This is a genomic window from Paenibacillus cisolokensis, assembly GCF_018403665.1.
Taxonomy (GTDB): domain Bacteria; phylum Bacillota; class Bacilli; order Paenibacillales; family Paenibacillaceae; genus Paenibacillus_AH; species Paenibacillus_AH cisolokensis.
The window spans coordinates 1-22,156 of the sequence record NZ_BOVJ01000149.1 but is presented as its reverse complement, the minus strand read 5'-3'; the positions used below and the strand labels follow the sequence as shown (position 1 = coordinate 22,156).

20 protein-coding genes and 6 pseudogenes are annotated in these 22,156 nt (G+C 58.7%); 20 read left to right on the top strand and 6 right to left on the bottom strand.

Annotated features, from left to right (window positions below; translation table 11 throughout):
• The 14 genes and pseudogenes from PACILC2_RS19590 to PACILC2_RS19540 all read left to right on the top strand — a co-directional run.
• On the top strand, positions 1-1,399 hold a 1,399-nt coding region (locus PACILC2_RS19590; protein ID WP_244863663.1), incomplete at its 5' end, for an NAD-dependent epimerase/dehydratase family protein.
• Positions 1,396-2,241, top strand: coding sequence for a GAF domain-containing protein (locus PACILC2_RS19585; RefSeq protein ID WP_213530286.1), 846 nt, complete (start codon positions 1,396-1,398; stop codon positions 2,239-2,241). The genes PACILC2_RS19590 and PACILC2_RS19585, both read left to right, overlap by 4 nt.
• On the top strand, positions 2,225-3,139 hold the full coding sequence (locus tag PACILC2_RS19580) for a type 1 periplasmic-binding domain-containing protein (protein WP_213530285.1): 915 nt from the start codon (positions 2,225-2,227) through the stop codon (positions 3,137-3,139). The genes PACILC2_RS19585 and PACILC2_RS19580 overlap by 17 nt, the downstream gene beginning before the upstream one ends.
• The gene (locus tag PACILC2_RS29910; protein ID WP_244863662.1) at positions 3,117-3,557 is read left to right on the top strand and encodes a hypothetical protein; all 441 of its coding nucleotides are present in this window, start codon (positions 3,117-3,119) and stop codon (positions 3,555-3,557) included. Before PACILC2_RS19580 ends, PACILC2_RS29910 begins: the two co-directional genes overlap by 23 nt.
• A gap of 29 nt (positions 3,558-3,586) precedes the next feature.
• A complete protein-coding gene (locus PACILC2_RS19575) occupies positions 3,587-4,948 on the top strand; it encodes a DUF2194 domain-containing protein (RefSeq protein ID WP_307860654.1) in 1,362 nt (453 codons plus the stop codon).
• Between the two features lie 5 nt (positions 4,949-4,953).
• Positions 4,954-6,369, top strand: coding sequence for a GT4 family glycosyltransferase PelF (gene pelF / locus PACILC2_RS19570; RefSeq protein ID WP_213530281.1), 1,416 nt, complete (start codon positions 4,954-4,956; stop codon positions 6,367-6,369).
• Positions 6,366-7,897 (top strand): annotated as a pseudogene (pelG, locus tag PACILC2_RS29525) (exopolysaccharide Pel transporter PelG). The gene pelF and the pseudogene pelG overlap by 4 nt, the downstream one beginning before the upstream one ends.
• Positions 7,898-8,094: 197 nt before the next feature.
• Positions 8,095-8,814, top strand: a pseudogene (locus tag PACILC2_RS29520) (CotH kinase family protein); the annotation flags it as partial.
• Positions 8,754-9,083 (top strand): annotated as a pseudogene (locus PACILC2_RS29905) (CotH kinase family protein); the annotation flags it as partial. The pseudogenes PACILC2_RS29520 and PACILC2_RS29905, both read left to right, overlap by 61 nt.
• 111 nt (positions 9,084-9,194) lie before the next feature.
• Positions 9,195-9,524, top strand: a complete 330-nt coding sequence (locus tag PACILC2_RS27310; protein ID WP_244863660.1) for a hypothetical protein — start codon at positions 9,195-9,197, stop codon at positions 9,522-9,524.
• Positions 9,525-9,527: 3 nt separating this feature from the next.
• Positions 9,528-10,235, top strand: coding sequence for a polyphosphate polymerase domain-containing protein (locus tag PACILC2_RS19550; RefSeq protein WP_213530273.1), 708 nt, complete (start codon positions 9,528-9,530; stop codon positions 10,233-10,235).
• A 30-nt stretch (positions 10,236-10,265) separates the two neighbouring features.
• Positions 10,266-10,463, top strand: coding sequence for a hypothetical protein (locus tag PACILC2_RS27305; RefSeq protein WP_244863659.1), 198 nt, complete (start codon positions 10,266-10,268; stop codon positions 10,461-10,463).
• Positions 10,427-10,945 (top strand): DUF4956 domain-containing protein, encoded by a 519-nt coding sequence (locus PACILC2_RS19545; RefSeq protein ID WP_244863658.1) that lies wholly within the window; start codon positions 10,427-10,429, stop codon positions 10,943-10,945. The genes PACILC2_RS27305 and PACILC2_RS19545 overlap by 37 nt, the downstream gene beginning before the upstream one ends.
• 43 nt (positions 10,946-10,988) lie before the next feature.
• A complete protein-coding gene (locus tag PACILC2_RS19540) occupies positions 10,989-11,300 on the top strand; it encodes a hypothetical protein (RefSeq protein ID WP_213530271.1) in 312 nt (103 codons plus the stop codon).
• Positions 11,301-11,453: 153 nt separating this feature from the next.
• Here the strand turns inward: PACILC2_RS19540 and PACILC2_RS19535 are convergent, their stop codons facing one another.
• From PACILC2_RS19535 to queC, 6 genes and pseudogenes are all read right to left on the bottom strand, one after another.
• Positions 11,454-12,365, bottom strand: coding sequence for a polysaccharide deacetylase family protein (locus PACILC2_RS19535; RefSeq protein WP_213530269.1), 912 nt, complete (start codon positions 12,363-12,365; stop codon positions 11,454-11,456).
• Between the two features lie 35 nt (positions 12,366-12,400).
• The gene (locus PACILC2_RS19530) at positions 12,401-12,823 is read right to left on the bottom strand and encodes a hypothetical protein (protein WP_213530267.1); all 423 of its coding nucleotides are present in this window, start codon (positions 12,821-12,823) and stop codon (positions 12,401-12,403) included.
• A 1,325-nt stretch (positions 12,824-14,148) separates the two neighbouring features.
• The gene (gene queF, locus PACILC2_RS19525; protein ID WP_062490801.1) at positions 14,149-14,646 is read right to left on the bottom strand and encodes a preQ(1) synthase; all 498 of its coding nucleotides are present in this window, start codon (positions 14,644-14,646) and stop codon (positions 14,149-14,151) included.
• A 268-nt stretch (positions 14,647-14,914) separates the two neighbouring features.
• Positions 14,915-15,678 (bottom strand): annotated as a pseudogene (queE, locus tag PACILC2_RS19520) (7-carboxy-7-deazaguanine synthase QueE).
• Positions 15,671-16,161 (bottom strand): annotated as a pseudogene (gene queD, locus PACILC2_RS19515) (6-carboxytetrahydropterin synthase QueD). Before queD ends, queE begins: the two co-directional pseudogenes overlap by 8 nt.
• A gap of 14 nt (positions 16,162-16,175) precedes the next feature.
• Positions 16,176-16,940, bottom strand: coding sequence for a 7-cyano-7-deazaguanine synthase QueC (gene queC, locus PACILC2_RS19510; protein ID WP_213530265.1), 765 nt, complete (start codon positions 16,938-16,940; stop codon positions 16,176-16,178).
• Positions 16,941-17,723: 783 nt separating this feature from the next.
• On the opposite strand from queC, the gene ehuB reads away from it, so the two are divergent.
• From ehuB to PACILC2_RS19480, 6 genes and pseudogenes are all read left to right on the top strand, one after another.
• Positions 17,724-18,539 carry an ectoine/hydroxyectoine ABC transporter substrate-binding protein EhuB gene (ehuB, locus tag PACILC2_RS19505; RefSeq protein WP_213530287.1) on the top strand — a complete coding sequence of 272 codons (816 nt, stop codon included), beginning with the start codon at positions 17,724-17,726 and terminating at the stop codon, positions 18,537-18,539.
• A gap of 1 nt (position 18,540) precedes the next feature.
• Entirely contained in the window at positions 18,541-19,194 is a 654-nt protein-coding gene (gene ehuC, locus PACILC2_RS19500; RefSeq protein WP_213530263.1) for an ectoine/hydroxyectoine ABC transporter permease subunit EhuC, read from the top strand.
• Positions 19,195-19,197: 3 nt separating this feature from the next.
• On the top strand, positions 19,198-19,872 hold the full coding sequence (gene ehuD, locus PACILC2_RS19495; protein WP_213530261.1) for an ectoine/hydroxyectoine ABC transporter permease subunit EhuD: 675 nt from the start codon (positions 19,198-19,200) through the stop codon (positions 19,870-19,872).
• Between the two features lie 75 nt (positions 19,873-19,947).
• Positions 19,948-20,826 carry an ectoine/hydroxyectoine ABC transporter ATP-binding protein EhuA gene (ehuA, locus tag PACILC2_RS19490; protein WP_213530254.1) on the top strand — a complete coding sequence of 293 codons (879 nt, stop codon included), beginning with the start codon at positions 19,948-19,950 and terminating at the stop codon, positions 20,824-20,826.
• A 14-nt stretch (positions 20,827-20,840) separates the two neighbouring features.
• Positions 20,841-21,332 (top strand): diaminobutyrate acetyltransferase, encoded by a 492-nt coding sequence (gene ectA / locus PACILC2_RS19485; protein ID WP_213530252.1) that lies wholly within the window; start codon positions 20,841-20,843, stop codon positions 21,330-21,332.
• 83 nt (positions 21,333-21,415) lie between these two features.
• Positions 21,416-22,156 (top strand): annotated as a pseudogene (locus PACILC2_RS19480) (aminotransferase class III-fold pyridoxal phosphate-dependent enzyme); the annotation flags it as partial.

Sequence of the window (22,156 nt, the reverse complement as noted above, 5' to 3'; positions counted from 1 at the left end):
GTTCTTTTGTTTCGAAAAAAAGAACCGGTCTCAAAAAGAAACGGGGAAGCTTGCGATGAACGTGTTGGTGACGGGTGGATACGGATTTATCGGCTCATTCGTAGCGGAACGTTTTTACAAGGAAGGCTATGAGGTCGTCATTATCGACAATCTGTCCGCCGGGGACAAGCGCAACGTCAATTTCAAGCATAAAAGCTATTTATTGCCGGTCGAGGATCGCCGGTGCGAAGAGGTGTTCCGCAGTACCCGGTTCGATGTCGTCGTTCATCTTGCGGCCCATGCCGATGTGGCCGCTTCGATGGACAATCCGCGGCTGGACGCGGAGTCCAACCTTTTGGGTCTGGTCAATATGCTGAACCTGTCACACAAGTACGGCGTCCGAAAATTTATTTTTGCATCGTCCGCCGCCGTATATGGGCAAAGCGATCGGCTGCCGGTTGCGGAGACGGAAGCTTGCGAGCCGGTTTCGCCGTACGGGCTGAACAAAATGATCGGGGAAACGTATTGCCGGAAATGGCAGGAAATGTACGGGTTGGAGACGCTCTGCTTCCGGTTTTCCAACGTATACGGGCCGCACCAGGGCAGAGCCGGAGCGGGAGGGGTCGTCTCGGCATTCATCAAGGCGGCCCTCGCCTCGCAGGATCTGGTCGTGTACGGGGACGGCGAACAGACGCGGGACTTCATCTATGTCGAAGACGTGGCCGATGCGGTATACCGCGCCTCGTATTCCGGTCTGACCGGCGTCTACAACTTGTCCACAGGCAAGGAAAGCAGCGTGAACGAGCTGATCGGCGAGCTCCGCTCCATCCACGGTACGCTCGTCGTGAAATATATGGATGTCCGCCCCGGCGACTTCGAGCGCTCGGCGCTGGACAATCGGAACATTAAGAAGGATCTGGACTGGTCGCCGAAATATTCGCTGCAGGAAGGGCTGCGCAAAACGTACGAATGGCATGCGGCCGTCTCCGCTTCGGCGAAAGAGGCGAAGGCTCCCGCGCGGTTCGGCTCGCCCGGGCTTCGCGCGGCGTTCAAGGCCGTCGTCCCTTATGCCGAGAACCTGCTCGCCTTCGCGTTGACCGCCTGGCTTATGCTGTCCGTCCGGGACAGCTGGATCGACATTCTCGATTTGCGGATCGTCTATATCCTGCTTCTCGGCATGTTGTACGGCACCCGGCAGTCGCTGATCGCGGTTGCCCTGGCGACGCTGCTGTTCATCTGCGAGCAGCTCGGGAACGGGCGCGAGCTTGTCTCGCTGCTTTACGACAGCGATTTTCTGTTTCATTTGACGGTGTACCTGTTTGTCGGTCTTGTGGTCGGCTACTCGGTCGAACGGAAAAACATGGTATTGGAATCGATGGGCGAACAGCTGGAAGCGTTGAAGGAGAAGCACGCTTTTTGACCGACGTCTATCATGAAACCCGCAAAGTGAAGGACGAGCTGCAGCAGCGGGTTCTCGGAAGCGGCGACAGCTTCGGCAAAATCTATTCGGTCACGAAATCGCTGGAAAGCCTGGAGCCCGAGCAAATTTTCACATCCACGGTAACCGTGCTGGAATCGCTGATGAAGGCCAAGGGCGTATCGATTTATACGGTCGACCGGTCCGGAAACTATTTGCGGCTCGCCGCCCATTCGTATCCGGATGATCTCGTGATCCCCAAATCGGTCAGGGTGGAAAGCGAGCCGTTCGCCCGGCAGGCGCTTCACGACCGGAAACTGTTCGTCAATACGGAGCTTGAGCCCGGCGTTCCTTTAATGGCCGCGCCGGTCATCAGCGGCGGAAAGCCGGTGGCCGTCGTCGCGATTCACGAAATGGAATTCGAGCATTTCACCCTCTATCATCAGAACCTGTTCAGCGTGCTGGTCGGACTGGTCTCCTCCGCGTTGTCGAGGGCGCTGTCGTTCGTCGAAGCGACCGAGAACAAGCGTTATATCGAAGGGACGGCCATTCTGAAGCCGGAAGTATTCGCGGAAATTGTCGCCGCCAAGCATGAGGCAAAAGCGAAGTACGGGATCGAGTACGTGCTGTTGTCGGCCGGACCGGCTGACGATGCGCGGCAAGAGCTGTCCCGCGAAATATCGCGCTTGCTGCGCGAGACGGACTATATCGGCATCGGAGAACGGGGGGAGCTTATGGTGCTGCTCAGCAACTCCGGGATGGAGGAGGCCGCAAGCGTGCTCGAGCGGCTCGGGAGGAACGGCATATCGCTTCGGGTGGCGGAAGAGGATGGACCCTATGTTTGAGCGGATCTATATGGCTTACGTCGTCGTCTGCGGCATCGCTCTCGCGCCGATCTGCCGCGGCGACAAGCGGGAATGGCTGATGCGGACGGCGCTGGCCGCCGGCCTGCCGGTCATTGGACTGCTCCTGCCCTTCTTCCGCCCGCCGGAGCATGCGCAGCGGCAGAAGGATACGGCCGCGTTCGATCATTTCCGGATCGGAGAGAGCCGCGGCGAAGCGATTCTGAAGCCGGATGCCGAACGGGAAATGAACATCGTGCCGCTGGAGGAGGCGCTGCTTGTCAACGATTTCGCCATACGGCGCAAGGCGATGATCGATGTGCTCAAGCAGGACTCGCTGGAATATTTGGGCGTGCTGCAGACGGCCGTCGGCAACGAGGATACGGAGACGTCCCATTATGCCGCCAGCGCCATTATGGAGGTCAAGCGCCAGCTGATGCTCAAGCTGCAGCAATTCGAAGTCCGTTATGAGAAGGAGAAGGATGATCCGTTTCTGCTGCGCGCCTATGCGGATGTATTAAAAAGCTATATGAGCAGCGGTTTTCTCGACGAGCGTACGGAGATGAAATACCGGTATACGTATTCGGCCGTACTGGAACGGTTGATCGAGCTGGCTCCGGAATCCGCGGAGGCGTATCCGGACAAAATCGACACCGATCTCAAGCTCGGCGAATACATCTCGGCCGAACGGTCGGCGCTCCGGTATTTGCGGCAATTCCCCGATCGCGAGGACGCTTATATCCGTCTGATGAAAGTGTATTTCACCGTCCGCTCGTTCGACAAATTAAACCGTACGTTGGAGCAGCTGAAACATTCGCCGGTTCGGTTGTCCCACGAGGGACTGACGATCGTAAGGTTTTGGTCGGGAGGTACGCGCGTTGGAACCGAAGGTGAGACTTAAACCGAATGTCTATATTCTATTGGCCGGCATCCTGCTGCTGGCCTTGCTGATGCAGATGTCGCGTTCCGAAAGCTTGTTCGGATCGATCCGCAACGAAGCGGTCGCGGGCGGAATGTCCGGATGGAAACCGGCCGTCCCGGACGACGATGTCCTCCGCCCGTCCGGCCGTCCGTATTGTGTCGCATACGACGGCTCCCGGGAAGAAAGCGTCAAAATCAAGCGCCAGCTGGAACGAACGCTCGGGTATATGAAAAACCGGCGCAGACGTCGGACGTGCGGCAAGGACGGCTTGACTTCGCGCCTTGCGCGGCGGTCATCGTCGCCACGGAAAATCTCGAACTGCTCGGAGATCCGGAGGCGCTTGGCGCCTATGCCGAAGCCGGGGGCTATGTCCTGTTGGCGGTTCGCCCCGAGCTGAACCATGCTTTCTACCGGTTGTACCGCAAAATGGGCATGATCGCGGCCGAGGATATGAAGGATACGCAAGGCATCGAGCTGACGGAGAACGTGCTGATCGGAGAGCGCGGACTTCGGCTCCATGAGCCGTTCGTCGTCAACTCGTCCATTATCGTCGAGCTGGACGCCAAAAGCCGGGTGCTTGCCCGGTCGGCCGAAGGCATTCCGCTGTTGTGGGAATTCCCGTTCGGCCAAGGAAAATTTATGGTTGTCAACGGCACGCTTCTGACCGAGAAGTTCAATCGGGGGCTGTTTGCCGGCGCGCTCAGCATGCTGGAGCCCGATTTTATTTACCCGATTTTCAATTCCAAGCTGTTTTATATCGACGATTTTCCGGCGCCGATCCGGAACGGGCGGGATGAGGCCATCTATCGGGAGTACCGACGCGATATCCCCGCTTTTTACAAGGAAATATGGTGGCCGGACATGCTGAAGGCGGCGAAGCGGTACGATGTCGATTATACCGCGGTATTCATCGAATCGTACGACGACCGGGTCGAGCCTCCGTTCGGATCGCCGTCCGACGCCGACAGGAAAAATCTGTTCGCCTTCGGCCGCGAGCTGATCAAGAGCGGAGGAGAGCTCGGGCTGCACGGCTACAACCATCAGTCGCTTGTGTTCCGGGAGGAAGTGGCCGACGCGTACGGCTATGTCCCGTGGCCTGACGTCGACAACATGGCCGAAGCGGTGGAGGAAGCGGTCAGGTTTGTGGGCGAGACGTTTCCCGACTACAGGATGATCGTGTACGTGCCTCCGTCCAACGTGCTCGATCCGGAAGGGCGGGAGGCGCTCAAGAAGGGCTGGTCGGACATGGCCGTGATCTCCTCGCTTTACGGTGAGGATGCGTCGGGTCTGGCCTATGTGCAGGAGTTTGAGATTGCGGAGGACCGGATATTGGAAATGCCGCGGCTCACTTCAGGCTACACGGAAAATGCGTTTGACCGGTGGATGATGGCCAATGCGTTGACGACGCACGGCTTTTTCTCCCACTTCATCCATCCGGACGACCTGTTCGACGGGCAGCGCGGCGGCAACCGGTCGTGGGAGCAGTTGTACCGCGAGTTCTCCGCCATGCTGCGGCGGCTTGATCGGACTTATCCGTGGCTTCGTCCGATGACGGCGTCGCAGGCGGCCGTCGAGATGGAGGGCGTGCTGGCAAGCCGCGCCGATTTTACCCGCGAAGGGCGGACGCTGCGCGGCAAGATCGAGCCGTTCCGCCGCGATCAGTTTTTCATTCTGAGAACGGCGCGCAGCATCGAGCGGCTGGACGGCTGTCGGGCGCAAAAGATCGATGACGGAGTCTATCTCGTTGCCGCCGCCAAAGCGGATTTTGAGATTACGTTGGGAGATTGAAACGTATGCGCGTTTGCATCATAGCTGAAGGATCGTATCCGTATATGACGGGCGGGGTTTCCGGCTGGATTCACTCGCTGATGACGAATTTGCCCGATCATGAATTTATCATCTATACGATCGGCGCGCAGGCAGGACAGCGGGGCAAGTTCAAATATACGCTCCCGCCGAATGTCGTGGAAGTGAGGGAGACGTTTCTGGACGAATCGCTGGACGAGCATGGCGGCAGAAGACGTCTCCGCTTGTCGGCCGGCGAGAAGGAGGCGCTTCGCTCGTTGATCGGCGGCGGCCATACGGACTGGGAAGGCGTGTTCGCGCTGTTCCGGTCGGAGCGGTTCCGGCACGCTGCCGATCTACTGATGAGCGAAGATTATTTCGACGTGCTGACCGGGCTGTGCCGGGAAACCTATTCCCAGATCCCGTTCACGGAGATGATCTGGACCGTCCGCTCCATGATTTTGCCGCTGTTTCTGTCCGTCCGCCGGGACATTCCGGAGGCGGACCTATATCACAGTGTATCGACCGGCTATGCCGGCGTCGTCGGGGCGCTTGCCAAGCATCTGTACGGGAAGCCGTTTTTGCTTACCGAACACGGCATTTATTCGCGCGAGCGGGAGGAAGAGATCATCAAGGCGGATTGGGTAAAAGGCTATTTCAAGGATTTATGGATCGAATATTTTTACCGGTTGTCCGGCTGCGCCTATGCATATGCCGACAAGGTGGTTACGCTGTTCGGCCGCAACCGCGAGATCGAGATCGAGCTCGGCTGCCGGCCTGACAAAATCGCCATCATTCCGAACGGCGTGGACGTCCGGGCCTATGAGCAGGCCGCCCGCCGGACCGGCGGCGATCGGACGGCCGTCCGGATCGGCGCCATCGTTCGGGTCGTGCCGATCAAGGATATTAAAACGATGATCCACAGCTTCGCGCTCGTGAGGCAGCGAATGCCGGAAACCGAGCTCTATATTATGGGGCCGACGGACGAAGACAGGGAGTATTACGGCGAATGTCTGCAGCTAATCGAATCGTTGCAGGTCGAGGGAGTCGTCTTTACCGGAGAAGTCAACGTCCGCGAATATTTGGAGCGAATGGATCTGATTCTGCTGTCGAGCATAAGCGAAGGAATGCCGCTTGCGATACTGGAGGCGATGGCGAGCGCCAAGCCGGTCGTCGCGACCGATGTGGGCAGCTGCCGGGAGCTGCTTCTCGGACGCGGCGACGATATCGGTCCGGCCGGGGAAGTCGTGCCGGTCATGCATTACGACCGGATGGCCGAGGCGATCGTCCGGCTGTGCGCCAATCGCAAGCTGCGCGAACAAATGGGAAGCAACGGGCTGAAACGGGTACGCATGCATTATACGCATGAACGGTTTATCGACGGCTATCGCAGGCTCTATGCTTCCTTCGGGGAGGGGAAATGATGGCGGGCATAGGGTTTGAACTGAAAAAGCTGTTTCGGGAACAGGGGCTGCTCGGCGGGATGAAAGCTTACGGCTACTCGTCGCTAACGTCGATCGGTCCGATGGCGCTTTGCGTTGCGATGATTCTGGCCTTGCAGCAGCTGCTGGCAGAGGGGGGCGCTCCGTATGCGGAGCGGGAGCTGTTTCTGGCGACGGTCGCCTACTGTTTTATCTTTTCCGTCCTGATCACCGGCGGGTTGTCCATGGTGCTTACGCGGTTTGTCGCCGACGCGATGTTTGCGAAAAAATACGAGCTGCTGCTGCCGTCTTTCTACGGTTCCGCAGCCGTCTGCCTGCCGCTTTGCGCATGGAGCGCATGGCTGTTTCTGCGCGGTGTGCCGGCGGGCTTCGGCTACAAGGCGGCGGCCTTCCTGCTGTTCGCGGAGCTGATCGTCATCTGGCTCCAGACGGTCTTTCTGTCCGCGCTCAAAGACTACAAGCGGATCGCCCGCCATTTTCTGTACGGCACGGCCATTGCGGTCGGCGGTTCGTGGCTTGTTCTGCGCTTCACTTCTTACGAAAGCGCGACCGTTGCGCTCGCGATGATGGATGCCGGTTTTTTGGCCATGCTGCTGCTGTCGGCCCGCCATATCGGACAGATGTTTCCGCGCGCTCGAGCCTTCTGTACTTTCGCTTTTTGAACTATTTTCGTCAATACCCGTCGTTGTTCTGGATCGGCACCTTTCTTTACGCCTGCGTCTACGTTCACAGCTTCGTCTATTGGTTCGGGCCGGAAAGCGTGCGCGTGGCGGAGCGATTTGCGATTTCGCCGTTCTACGATTTGCCGGCGTTCTATGCTTATCTGACGGTCGCGCCTGCGCTCGTTACGTTCGTCGTATCGCTGGAAACGTCGTTTTACGAGAAATACCGCGCGTATTACAGCAGCATTCTGAACGGCGGCACGTACGCGGATATCGCGCAGGCTAGACGCGACATGCAAAAGACGCTCATGCATGAAATCAGCTTCATGATGGAGGTGCAGCTGCTGTTTACGATTTTGTCGATCGCGCTCGGCATCAAGCTTCTTCCCGGCATCGGCTTTTCCATGGAGCAGCTCGATACGTTCCATCTTCTTGTGCTAGGCTACTTTCTGTTTATCGCCGCGTTTATCGTGATGCTGCTTATGCTTTATTTCGACGACCGCAAAGGGGCGCTTGCGGTCAGCGGCCTGTTCGTCGTGCTGAACGCGGCGTTCACAACCTGGACGATGTCGGCGGACCAACACGGGCTCGGCATGTTTGCCGCCTCGTTCCTCGCGCTCGTGCTGGCGCTCGCCCGACTGCTCCGATATGTCCGAAATATCGATTACTATACCTATTGCTCGCAGCCGCCCAAGTTTCGCGGCGGCGCGCACGGCCGCAAGTCCCGGCTTTCCGTTTTTCGGAAAAACCGGGGAAGCATGCGGCGTCCGCCGTACTGCTGCTCGTCCTCGCCTTCCTGCTTGCCTCTTGCGCGAACGATAGCGGGTTTTCGGATCGGGTCGGTCTGACGGCTGCCGCGACGCAACCGGGCGGAACGGCGGCCGCGGACGAAGCGGAATCGTCCGCGGCGTTCCGCGAAGACAAACGGCTGTACGAGCGGGACGACGACACGTCGGTCATTCCGCTCTATATTACGATCCTTCCGGATCAGGCGGAGACGGGCAAGACGCTGGACTGGTATACGCTCAATCGCATCGAGAGCGAGATGGAGGAAGGCGACCTGAACATCATGATGCAGGAGGGAGCGTCGGACGGGAGCGGTCCTGCGGAAGGCCGGTTCGGATACGGCGAGACGGAAGCGAACGCGAAAATTTCGATTCGCGGCAACACGGCGCGCTATGCGCCGCAGCGGTCGTACAAAATCAGGCTGAACAAGCAGGCGGGACTGTGGCGCGATCAGCGGACTCTTAATCTGAACAAGCATTATGACGACCCGTCCCGCATCCGCAACAAGCTCAGCTACGACATTTTCGAGACGCTTCCGGACATCGCCAGTCTGCGGACGCAGTTTGTCCATTTGTATGTCAAGGACTTGACCGATAAGAACGGAGCTGCCGCGGGTTTCGCCGATTATGGCCTGTACACCCATGTGGAGCAGCCGAACAAGATGTTTCTGAAAAATCATTGGCTCGATCCGAACGGGCAACTGTACAAAGCCGTCATGTTCGAGTTTTTCCGCTATCCGGAGTCGCTGAAGTCGCAATCCGATCCGGACTACGACAAAGCGGCGTTCGAACAGGTGCTGGAAATCGAGGGCAGGGAGGATCACGACAAGCTGCTTGCGATGCTGGACGACGTCAACGATATGTCGATCCCGATCCGTGACGTGATTGACAGGCATTTCGATCTGGACAATTACCTGACATGGCTCGCGGCCAATATTTTGATGGACAACATGGATACCGACGCCCAGAACTATTTGCTGTATTCGCCGCTGAATTCGGACAATGGTACTTCGTGCCGTGGGATTACGACGGAGGCTGGGAATTGCAGCGGGGGCTGCACAGCATTAGCGATTATGCGAACGGAATCAGCAATTATTGGGGCAACGCGCTGCACAGACGCTTTCTGCGCAGCGAAGAAAATGTCCGGCTGCTGCAGCATAAAATCGACGAGCTGTATCGGACGGCGATCAACAACGAAGCGGTCGCCGAACGGCTTAAGGCGTATCGTCAGGTCGTGCAGCCGTTCATCGGCCGGTCGCCCGACCGCGATTTTTGGCCGATCCGAACCGGTCAGCTGGATGACGAATTCAAGCGGATTGCCGAAACGCCGAAGCGTTCCCTGCAGCGCTTCGCAGAAGATTTGCAGAAGCCGAAGCCGATCTTTCTCGGAGATGTGCGGCAGGACGGGGATGGACGGCTAACGTTCTTCTGGGACCTTTCCTACGATTTGCAGGGCGACGATCTGTATTATGACTGGTCGGTCGCGGCGGACCCGGCCTTTACCCGGATCGTGGCAAGCCGCAAAGGGCTGACCGAAACGCAGACGTCGCTGCCCGCGCTGCAGCCGGGAACTTATTACTGGAAGGTCGTCGTCCGGGACAAGGCGGGGCATACCCAGATCGCCTTCGATCAATATGAGGACGAAGAAGGCAATCCTTATTACGGCATCAGGCAAATAAAGGTGGAATAGCTTTTGGAATTTCTCGGACGAAAACTGAGGCATGAGCTGAAGTATTATATCCACCCGCATGATTACGCCGCCCTCCGGCAGCGGCTGTCTGCCGTTCTGAAGCTGGACGGCCATTCCGTCCGTCCCGACGGATACGGCATCCGCAGCCTTTACTTTGACGGACCGCACGGTTACGCGCTTGACGACAAGGTGAACGGCGTGTTCGGCCGGGAGAAATACCGCATTCGCATCTATAACGGCAGCGACCGCATTATCAGGCTGGAACGGAAAAGCAAGTTCGGCAATTACGTATGCAAAGAAGCCGCATCGCTGACGAAAGCGGAGTACGCGCGGATATTGGCCGCGGACTTCGGTTTCCTGAGGAAGGCGGATGCGCCGCTGCTGCAGGATTTCTACCGCGCGCTTGCCCACCGCGGCTTCCGCCCGACGGCGATAACCGACTATATCCGGGAAGCTTATATCGATGAGCCGGGCGATGTCCGCATTACATTCGACAAGAGGCTCGCGGCCGGCATCAACTCGCTCGACCTGTTCGACCCGGGATTGGCTATGGCCGAAGCGCTGCCGCCGGAGAAGACGATTATGGAAATCAAGTACGGCGCCTTCCTGCCGGAGACGGTGAGGCTGCTGGTTCGGCCGCAGGCGCATGATCGGTCGGCCATATCGAAATATGTCATTTGCCGCGAGTTGGGGATTCGCCATTTTATTTGACTTCGACACGGAGCGAAAAGGGAGATTGTTATGGGGGATGTCACCAGCTTCCAGGATTTATTCAAAAAAAGCGTGCTTCATCTCGAAGCGTTTCGGAATGTGTCGTTCATCGATGTCGTCATCGGGCTTATCGCTTCGTTCGCGATCGGCATGTTTATTTATTTCATTTACCGCAAACGTTTCGCGGAGTCGTGTACAGCTACAACTACAATGTGTCGTTCGTGCTGATGACGATGATCACGGCGATGATCATTATGACGATCAGCACGAATATCGTGCTGTCGCTCGGGATGGTCGGCGCGCTCAGCATCGTCCGGTTCCGGACGGCGGTGAAGGACCCGCTCGATATCGTCTATATGTTCTGGGCGATTTCCGCCGGGATCGCATGCGGCGCCAAGCTGTACCCGATCGCTTTCACCGGTTCGGCCGCCGTCGGTCTGGCGCTCGTCTGGATGTCGGGACGGAAGATCAGGGAGCAGCCTTATTTGTTCATCATCCGTCATACCGAAAAGGCCGCCGACGACATTCGGACCCGGTTGCGCCGGATGACCTATCATTTGAAATCGAAAACCGTCCGCAACGATTTCATCGAGCTTACGCTGGAGATACGGCTGCGCGACGACAATACGGCGTTTGTCAACGAATTTTCCGCCATTGACGGCGTCATCGACGTCGCTTTGATCAACTACACGGGCGATTATGCGCAATAAAGCTTGCGTTTTTATTACTCGCTTATACATGGGAGGCAGAATAATGGGAAGAAGAAGAGGCGTTAAGAAAGATTGCAGCGTGCAAGACTGCAATCATGTTCATTATGCGAAAGGATTGTGCAAACGGCATTATTATCGGGAGTATTATCGTCTGAATTTGCGAAAGCGATCGATGTCAGGCGATTCGCGGAAGAAGCAGGTGCTGCTGCCGGAGGAGGTCTCAGAAACCGACGGAAGCCGTTCGGCTGCCGCCGCAATCAGTAAGCCGGCGCGGTTTGCGCCGGAATTGACGGCGGAGCGGCAGCGGCTGGCCGCGCGCTTGTCTTCCTGGCAGCGGCAATCGGTCGGTTCGTAGCACGGCGGCGAGGCAGGCGGGAGGGCCGTACAGAACAACAGAGGACGGAGATTCGTATCGACCGACTGAGCCATCCGGTTTCTCTCCTCTTTGGAAGCCATATAGAACAACAGGACGGAGCAGTCCTATCCGACGGCTTCCGTCCTGTTGTTTTCAAGGGCGCTTATGCGGCGTCTTCTTTTCCCAGTAGCTGCGGGGGCGGTTGTCGCGGTCGAGCACGGCGTCGGGGTCGAACAGATCGGCAAGCGTCTTCTGCTGCTCGATCAGCGCAATGCCGTCCATATGGCGCCGGTCCATCGTATAGGCTCCGCCCTGCACTTTCGTATAAGAAGTCGGTCCGACCGCCGACAGCACCTTGTAGCCGCTGGCGACGAGAAAGTCGAATTTGGCGTCGCCGGGATCGACGCGCGCGCCGTACGGATAGATGAAGAGCGCCGTATCGCCGACGAGCGAGCCGACCTCGCGCTTCCATTTGGCCGTATCCTGCTTGAGCCGGGTGAGCGAGACGTTCGGCACGTTGATATGCCCGTAGCTGTGGGAGCCGAAAACCCAGCCCGTTTCTTTCAGCCGCTCGATAACCGGCTTCGCTGCGGCGATTTCCGATTCGCGATCGGGCGAGCCGCTTTGGGTGCGGTACCCGAGCACCCCCTCATAACCGGTCAGCGCGAGCACGCCTTTCGCGCCGCGGAATGAGAAATCCGGATGCTCCTCTACGAATAGGTCCAGAATCGGCACGATTTCATTGTCGCGCGAGACGATTTCCTCGCCGTCCGGCGTCTTCGACCAGGTCGCCACATTGCCGTCCTCGTCCAGGACAAGCTTGAACACGTTGCCGTTCTCGATCATATATTCGTAGTAGTTCAGATCGTCGACCGAAATGACGAGCGGCTTTTTACCGGGCGGCAGCATCATCGTCTTCTTGGCCAGCTTCAGCTTGCCGTTAACCTTCTTCTCTTCGTAGACGTCGTTCAGATCGACGAGAATAAAATCGCGCTCGTACAGCGCCTCCAGCATCCGCTTGAATTCCGGGACGGTCGTAAAATAATTGTTGTAGCCGTCCGACATCGCATCGCCGTCGAATGCAAGCTCCGGATATGCAATTAACGGATGAAAAATAAGTGCTCGACGACGCCGTCGTACGGGACCAGCCCCTCATCGCTTTCATCGGAACGATCGTCCCGGGCGCCGTTGCCGCCGGTGTCGGGGACAGTTCCGGAGACAGCTCCGGGATCGGTACCGGGGGCGGTACCAGGGTCGGCACCGGGGTCGCCGCTGCCCGCGGCGTTCCCGCCAGCGTCAGCTTCAGGCGTCGAAACGCCGGGACGGTCCGGCGCTCCGCCGTCGGAGCCGGCGTTGCCGTTAGCCGCTCCGCCATCGGAATCCGGACGGCCATCGAGCCCGTCCTCATTCGGGGCGCCATTCGAATCGGCCGGTGCCCCGCCGGTATGCGTCACGGATGGCGACGGCGGACTCCCGCCTTCCGCCGCGGTGCCGTCCGCCGGGATTTTCCGCCGTTTGTGCAAGCTGCGGTGGTCAGGACCATCAGGAGGAGGGTCAATAGCGGCTTGCGCCATATGCGGTTCGTCAAGATGTCCACCTGCTTTCGGCTGCGCGCTGGCAGCGTTTTCTAATCTCTAGACGCCGCCGCTCGACGAATAGTTGCAAAATGGACAAACAGTCGCCAAATTTATCATGCGCCGGGCGCGATCCGGACACTCGTGACCATCGGCATATCCCCAGCAGCTCGATTTGGTAAGAATCCTGCAAAAATGCAGGATTTGCAGCCCGAAACGGCAAGCCTAAGACAAATTCCTGCAAAAATACAGGAATTTTTTGCTATTTTCGCTTGCTTGGCCTTAAACGGATCTCAAAAACTGTATTTTCGCAGGAATTTTGGCGTTTTGTCTATTTTTAGGTAGAAAAAGCTGCACTTTTGCAGTTTTATGCTCGATGCGTCGTATCCGGCTTCGACACCCAACGTCAGATAAAGCAAAGTGGTTAGTCATCGAGGGGGGCTGAGGTCGCCGGGGGAGTTTTTAACAATGGAAGCGCGCCTGTTATAGCCCATCACATTGAAAATCCCCCCTATTTAACCGTCCGGACGTCCGCCATATCCGTCGGCGCTTGCCGCTGTCGAAATCGGTTCATTTTGTCCGATTCGTTAGCCGGGTGATGATTGGCCGCGGCGGCAAGAGTAGTCCGAGTGGCCGAAGTAGATGGAGTGATCTGAGTTAGCAGGAGCTGGTCAGAATGGCTGGGTTGGTTCGCATGGCGGACGGTCAAACTGCATGTACGTAATCTGAGTAGCAGGAACTGGTCAGAGTGGCTGAGCCGGGTCGCATGACGGACGGTCAAATCGCATGTGCGTGCTCTGAGTTAGCAGGAACTGGTCAGAGTGGCTGGATCGGGTCGCATGGCGGACGGTCAAATCGCATGTGCGTGATCTGAGTAGCAGGAGTTGGTCGGAGTGGCTGGATCGGGTCGCATGGCGGACGGTCAAACTGCATGTACGTAATCTGAGTAGCAGGAGCTGGTCAGAGTGGCTGGGTCGAATCGCATGGCGGACGGTCAAATCGCATGTGCGTGATCTGAGTAGCAGGAGTTGGTCGGAGTGGGGGGCTAATCGGAGCGGTCTGAATGGCCGGGGCTAACGAACCGCCGGCCACGAACGATCCAAATTTTTAACGGACATCACGTACCCGCGAAAAACGTCCGGTTAAAAATGTATCGGACACTGGAGCGCCGTAGCCTTCGAAATCGCGGTCACAAGGGGCATTTTTCACTTTAAGGTGTGAGTATGACCGTTAGATTTTAAAGGCGGATCGCTTGCGCCTCCGGCGTGTCGAAATTAGCGGTTGTCGACTTTTTCGGGGTATAGATCATGCTGCAGCAGCCGTTGCTCAGCCATCCGTTCGTACTTGGTGCCGGGACGACCGTAGTTGCAGTAAGGGTCGATGGATATGCCGCCGCGCGGGGTGAATTTGCCCCATACTTCGATATATCGCGGGTCCATCAGCTTGATCAGGTCGTTCATTATGATGTTCATGCAATCCTCGTGAAAGTCGCCGTGATTGCGGAAGCTAAACAGATACAGCTTCAGCGATTTGCTCTCGACCATTTTTGCGTCGGGGATGTAGCTGATATATACGGTCGCAAAATCCGGCTGCCCGGTAATCGGGCACAGGCTCGTAAATTCCGGACAGTTGAATTTGACGAAATAATCCCGGTACGGATGCTTGTTGTCGAATGTCTCCAGCACTTCGGGAGCGTACGAGGTCGGATATTGCGTCCCCTGGCTGCCGAGCAGCGTCAAACGGTTCATCTCGTCGGATTGTCTACCGCTCATGAGTATTTCAACTCCTTTGATGGATTGGGTGTTGCCGGTCCTATCGAAACGCTGACTGTTCAAACGTATGCCGCATATGACAAAGGATCGCTTCAAAATGGAACCCCGCCGAACGGAGGCAGTGATGTCGCAGTGCCGCATGCGGGAACGCATCAGGCCGAGTGAAAACGCGGATGATATCGCAGTGCCGCATGCGGGAACGCGACAGGCCGAACGGAGGCGGCTCGTGTCGAAGACGCGTCCGCCGTGTCCCGGTTGGCCGACCGCTTCACACGCCGCGCCGGTTGCCCCATACGAGCGCATGAAGCTGCGGCAGCACGCGCGCGTCATTCAGCGCGGGAGAGTCGGCGACCCGCCCGATCAGCCACTCGTAGCGGCGCAGCAGCATGGCGGCGTGGCCGGCGGCGTCGTCCGTCCGCACGTCGGGGTTGCCGACCTGCACGAACATCGGGACGCCCTCATAGCGCCGGCGCACCCGCTCCGCGTAAGCGAGGTCGACGTCATCGAAGACGACGACCTTCAGGCTGAAGGCGCCCGCGCCGGTCTGAAGGCGGCTGACGATGCCGTCGAGCGACTGCCAATCGGTCTCCATCCGCGAGCTCGGCGGCTTCGGCGACAAGGTGACCTCGTCGACCTCCGCCAACCAATCCTGCCAGCGGGAGCCTTGCGTCTCGACGGCGGTACGGATGCCGTTCGCCTTCAGCAGCGCAACTAGGCCGCCGAGCGACGGCAGCAGCGCCGGATTGCCGCCGGACAGCGTCACATGGGAGAAGCGGTCGCCGCCCAGGCTGCGCAGTTCCGCATAGATCGCTTCCGGCGTCATCATCCGGATGTCGCTTGCGGCGGAACCGTCCCATGTGAACGCGGAATCGCACCAGCTGCACCGGTAGTCGCAGCCGGCCGTGCGGACGAACATCGTTTTTGCCCGATCGCCATCCCTTCTCCCTGAACGGTCGGCCCGAACAGCTCGATGACCGGAATGAGAGCCGCTTTCGCTTCGGCGCCGGTCCCGCGCCGCGCGCCGTTACGCATCGGCCATCCACTCCCTTCGCGCTTCGGCGTAGCTGGTCGGCGTCTCGAACAGGCGGACGAATTCGGTCCGCAAGCCCGCAGACCTTTCGCCGAGGCCGCTTGTACGGAGTCCTTCCTCCATCTGCTCGAACAGCCAGACGACCATGTTCTCCGCCGTCGTGTTCATCGGAGGAAGCGTCTCGTTCAAGTACCGGTGGTCGAGATAAGGTTCGATCCGGTTCTTCCATATCTTCTTGATGTCGGCAAAATCGACGACGATGCCGACATCGTCCGGCACGCCGCTGATGCCGAATACGACCTTGTACGTATGGCCGTGCAAATTTTGCATTTGCCTTCGTAGGCGTGCAGATGATGGGCGGCGTCGAATGTGAACGACTTGCTGACGAGCACCCGGCGGCGGTGGTAGCGAAGCTGCTCATGGCCGATATCTTCGCCGTATCGCTGAAGCTTCTCGACGATGCGAAATTCGCCCGGTACGGCCATTCGTTCCCGTTCGCTCATAGCGGCTTCACCTGCCTTGCCGGCACGGCGCCGCTTCCGCCGCCGGCGTCTGTGCCGTCCGCGACCGCACCGCTAGCGAACGCGTCGCCCGCGTCCGCGGATTGGCGCCGCTCGCGCTCGGCCAGATAGGCGGTCATGCCCGCAAGCCGCAGCTTGCACGAAGGGCATTCGCCGCAGCCGTCGCCCGGTATGCCGTTGTAGCAGGTGATCGTATTGGCGCGAATATAGTCGAATACGCCGAGCTCGTCGGCCAGCTTCCACGTCGCGGCCTTGTCGATGCGCATGAGCGGCGTATGGATGAAGAACGAATAGTCCATCGCCAGATTCAGCGTCACATTGAGCGATTTGATGAAAATATCGCGGCAATCCGGATATCCGCTGAAATCGGTCTCGCATACGCCGGTGACGAGGTGCCGCGCGCCCCGCTGCTTGGCGACGATCGCCGCGAAAGTCAGGAAGAGCATATTGCGGCCGTCCACGAACGTGTTCGGCAGCTCGCCTTCGCGATGCTCGATCGCCATGCCGCTCCGCGTCAGCGCGTTCGGCGCAAGCTGATTGAGCAGCCCCATATCGAGCAGCGTCCACGGCACATTCTGCTCTTCCGCAATCCGGCGGGCGCAGTCGATCTCCGCCCGATGCCGCTGGCCGTAATCGAACGTTACCGCCTCGACCTCGGCAAACTCCCGCTTCGCCCAGAACAGGCACGTCGTACTGTCCTGGCCGCCGCTGAATATGACGATCGCTTTTTCTTGTCGATCCATAAAAAAACTCTCCCTCCCATGAAATTTCCGCATGCGCCTTGCGGAAAGCCCCGGCAGAAAGAGTGTTCTTGAACTGTCGCTGCAGCAAAAACAGACCTTATCCTTCATCACCGGATAAGGCGGCCTTAGTTTTTTACCGGACCGGCGTTCGGCGCCGCTTGAGGCAAGCCGAAGCGGTCGGGGGAGACGAAACGCTTCGGCAGCGCGCTGATCCGGCGGACTTTGGCCGCGCCAGGATGCCGCTGCGTTGGCGTACGTTCCCAAAGAGGGAGTTCGCGAACCTCTCCCATGCGGGTGCATGGATTTCATATTTAATTGCCTGCATTTCATTATAACAGGAATCGGCAGGCGGGCCAATCGACGCCGTCATTTTCCATCTTTTCCATTGCGTCGGACATGCTCGATTGTTTTATAAATTTTTTTTATGATTTCGAGGTGCCACATTTTGTTTTTTGATCAAGATCTACCGTAATATTTTCAGTTTCAAAATTATAAACAAAACTTATGTAACATAAGAAAGTGCGCCCGTAAACCGCCCTGTTGGCTACCATCCTTCCATTATCAGGAGGAATTGGGAGAACCGGACGGGTGATCCCGCCTCTTCCCTTTTGAGCATGAATTACGCTATATTTTCTGAAATTTCTGGAAATGACCCGATCTTGCTGTCATGTTAGCATGATTAAGTAAACCGCCGGCAGCGCCTGCCGGTCACATTTCAAAGCACAGGGGAAAGGTTGTGGAAAGGGCGTGAAGAGAGGATTAGCGTTCGCATGGATCATTGCGATGATTATGGCGTCGGGATGCGGTCAGACGGGCGATACGCTTGCCGAGGCCATAGAAAGGGGGTATATCACCGTCGGTTTTGCCAATGAGAAGCCTTACGCCTACAAGACGGCGGATGGCGAGCTGACGGGAGAAGCGGTCGAAATCGCCCGGGTTATTCTGGAGCGGCTTGGCATTCAAGAGATGCGGGGCGAGCTGACGGAATTTTCGTCGCTGATTGCCGGGCTGCAGGCGAAGCGGTTCGATATCGTGACCGCCGGGATGTTTATTAACGCCGAACGCTGCGAGGCCGTGGCGTTCGCCAATCCGGAGTACAGCATCGGCGAGGCGATCGCCGTCAAGAAGGGCAACCCGTTGAACATCAAGAGCTACGAGGATATCGCGAACCATGACACGGCGAAGGTCGCCGTCATGGCGGGCGCAGTGGAGATCGGTTATTTGGAGAAGTCCGGCGTTTCGAAAGAGCGGATGGTCATCGTTCAGGATCAGGATGCGGCGATCAACGCGCTCCAGTCGGGTCGCGCCGATGTGATGACGATGACCGGCCCCGCGCTGCAATCGAGGCTGGATACGGCGCAGGATCCGAATATCGAGCGGGTGACGGATTTCGAGCAGCCCGTCATCGACGGTCAGGATGTGCGGGGTTATGGCGCCACCGCTTTCCGCAAGGAGGATACGGCATTCCGTGAGGCGTTCAACGCGGAGCTCGAGAAGATGAAGGAATCCGGCGAGCTGCTGGAAATTTTGCGGCAGTTCGGCTTCACGGAAGAAGAGCTGCCGGGTGACGCGACGGCCGAGGAGCTCTGCAAGCCTTAACATGCAGCCGACATGGATTGCGCTCTTCCCGCTGCTGCTCGAGGGATTGGAAATTACATTGCAGGTTGCTGCTCTGTCCGCGGTGGTTTCGCTGGCCATCGCTGTGGCAGCCGGCCTGTGCCGGCTGTCGAAATGGGCGGTCGTAAGGGGGGCGGCGACGGTCTACGTTGAATTTTTCCGCGGCGTATCGCTGCTCGTCCTGATGTTCTGGATCTACTTCGCTTTACCGTTCGTCGGCATCAATTTGCCGAAGCTGGCGGCCGCCGTCCTGGCGATCGGCCTGAACTACGGCGCTTACGGTTCGGAGATCGTACGCAGTTCCATATTGGCGGTGCCGAAGGGGCAGTGGGAAGCGGCCATCGCGCTCAACATGTCGCCGATGCAGCGGATGTGGCGAATCGTGTTTCCCCAGGCGTTCATCCGCATGCTGCCGCCGCTCGGCAATCTGTTGATCGAGCTGATCAAGGCGACTTCGCTCGTTTACTTTATCACGCTCTCCGATTTGACGTATCAGGCGATGATTTTGCGCAACAACTTTTTGACCTGGACGCCGCAAATTTTCGGCTTGCTGCTTGTTATTTATTTTGTCTTGTCCTGCTGCGTTTCACTCATCGTACGGTTCGCGGAACGCAGGCTTGCCGCCTGGAGGTCGTAGAAAATGTGGGACTGGAATTATACGTTTTCGATTATGCCGGAGTTGCTGCACGCCTTTCTGATGACGGTCTATGTGACGCTGGCGGGCTTCGCCGTAGCGTCCGTCATCGGGCTCATTCTCGCCGTCGGCGCGCGTTCCAGGTTCGTCGCGGTGCGCATCGTCGTCCGCTGCATCGTCGAGTTCGTCCGGAATACGCCGCTGCTCGTGCAGGTGTTCTTCATCTTCTTCAGCCTGCCGCTACTTGCGGGCATTTCACTGTCCGCGTTCGCCACGGGCGTTATCGGACTCGGGCTGCATTACGCCACCTACTTGTCCGAAGTGTACCGTTCCGGTATCGATGGCGTGCCGAAAGGGCAGTGGGAAGCTGCGACCGCGCTCAACATGACGAAAAGCCGCACCTGGATGTCGGTCGTGCTGCCGCAGGCGCTGCCGCCGATCGTGCCGATGATGGGCAATTATTTGATCGTCATGTTCAAGGAAACGCCGATCCTGATGGCGGTTACGGTGGTCGAGGTGCTGCTCGCGGCGAAAAATATCGCTTCTGTAACGTATCGGGTGTTCGAGCCGTACACGATCGTCGGCGTCCTGTTTCTTGTCGTCAGCGTTGTCGTCTCGCTGCTGTTCCGGCGGCTGGAGAAGCGGATGAACCGGACGAACGGGCCGGTGTTGAAAAGGTGACAGGCAGCCGTCGTCAATGCTTGTTTGCCGGCGTTTGGCAATATCGAATTTGGAGCTCGAGGGAGGGAGAGACGCATGAAGGTAGATACGGCTGAACAATCGTCGGCGGAACGTTCCGCGGTTGCGGAAGCTCCCGTTTCGGCGCAGGCCGGCGAACAGGCGAATGCGGCGAAATGGGAGCCGGCGCGCGGCGAGCCGGTCGTCCGGTTCCGCGGCGTGACGAAAACGTTCGGGGATCTGGAGGTGATCAAAGGGATCGATCTCGACATTTATCCCGGGGAGAAAATCGCTGTCATCGGCCCGAGCGGTTCGGGAAAGACGACGCTCGGCCGGATGCTGATGACGCTGGAGCGGCCGAGCGGCGGCACGATCGAGGTGGACGGCGAAAATTTGTGGCAGATGGAAGTGCGCGGCAGAATGGCGCCGGCGAGCGACAAGCATTTGCACCGCATTCGCGGGAAGATCGGGATGGTGTTCCAGCATTTCAATCTGTTCCCGCATATGAGCGTGCTGCGCAACGTGACGGAGGCGCCGCGGAAGGTGCTGGGGTTGTCAGGGGAAGAAGCGCGCGAGCGGGCGGTCGAGATGCTCGGGAAGGTCGGGCTCGCCGACAAGCTGGAGATGTATCCTTCCCAGCTGTCCGGCGGCCAGAAGCAGCGTGTGGCGATTGCCAGGGCGCTCGTCATGCGGCCGAAAGTGATGGTATTCGACGAGGTGACGTCGGCGCTCGACCCGGAGCTGGTCGGGGAAGTGCTGGAGACGATCCGGGATATCGCCCGCGAAGGCGATATGGCGATGATGCTGATTACGCACGAGATGGACTTCGCCCGCGACGTCTCCGACCGGGTCGTCTTCAGCGCGGAGGGACGCATCGTCGAGCAGGGCACGCCGCAGCAAATTTTCGAGACCCCGCAGAGCGAACGGCTGAAGTCGTTTCTGAGCCGGTTCCGGTGAAAGGCGGAATGGAAATGACGATGATGGCATCCGGCATCAGGATGAGGCGGCCGACGGCCGGCGACGGCTCCCGGGTATGGCGGCTGCTGCGGACCGCCGGGGGTCTCGACGTCAACACCCCTTACAGTTACATCATGTTGTGCGATCTGTTCGGAGACAGCTGCGTGCTGGCGGAGGCGGAGGGCGAGCCGGTCGGCTTCGTGTCGGCGCTCCGGCTGCCGGAACGGAACGACACGCTGTTCGTCTGGCAAGTCGCTGTCCATCCTTCGGCGAGAGGCCGCGGTCTCGCGAAAGCGATGCTGCGCGAGCTGCTTGGGCGCCGCACGGAAATCCGGTATGTGGAAGCGACGATCAGTCCGTCGAACGGCGCTTCGCAAGCGCTGTTCCGGTCGCTCGCGCGGGAGCGGGGCTGCGTGTGCCGGGTAACGGCAGGCTATGCGGCGGAGCTGTTTCCGAAAGGACAGACGCACGAGGAGGAGGAGAGGTACCGCGTCGGTCCGCTCTGACCGGCCGCGGAAGCGAAGACGACGTTTGAATCGGGATGATAACGACAAGAGGAGGGATATCGTTGACACAACGCGTGAGCGGTATGCAGGTGTTCGATGAGATGGAATCGGAGGTTCGAAGCTACTGCCGTCATTTTACGGAGGTGTTTGTCAAAGCAAGCAATGCGACGATGGAAGATTCCGGCGGAAAAACGTACATCGATTTTTCGCCGGGGCCGGCGCGCTCAATTACGGGCACAACAATCCCCGCATACGCCGCAGGCTCGTCGATTATTTGCTGGAAGACGGCATCACGCACGGACTGGACATGGCGACGAAAGCGAAGGCATCGTTTCTGCGGCGGTTCCGGGACGTCGTTCTGAAGCCGCGGGGCATGTCCTACAAGGTCATGTTTCCCGGTCCGACGGGGACGAACGCGGTGGAGAGCGCGCTGAAGCTCGCCCGCAAGGCGACGGGACGAACCGGCATTCTGTGCTTTACGAACGCCTTCCACGGCATGTCGCTCGGATCGCTCGCCGCTACCGGCAACGCGTTCAAGCGGGGCGGCGCGGGCTTGCCGCTCGCGCATACGACATTTATGCCGTACGACGGCTATTTCGGCGAAGAGATCGATACGGCCGCTTATGCGGAGAAGCTGCTCGACGATCCGGGCAGCGGCGTCGATCGGCCGGCCGCGGTGCTGCTGGAGACGGTGCAGGGGGAAGGCGGCCTGAACGCGGCTCGCGCCGGCTGGCTGCAGCGCATTGAGGCGTTGTGCCGCAGCCGCGGCATCCTGTTGATCGTCGACGACGTACAGATGGGCTGCGGCCGGACCGGCACGTTTT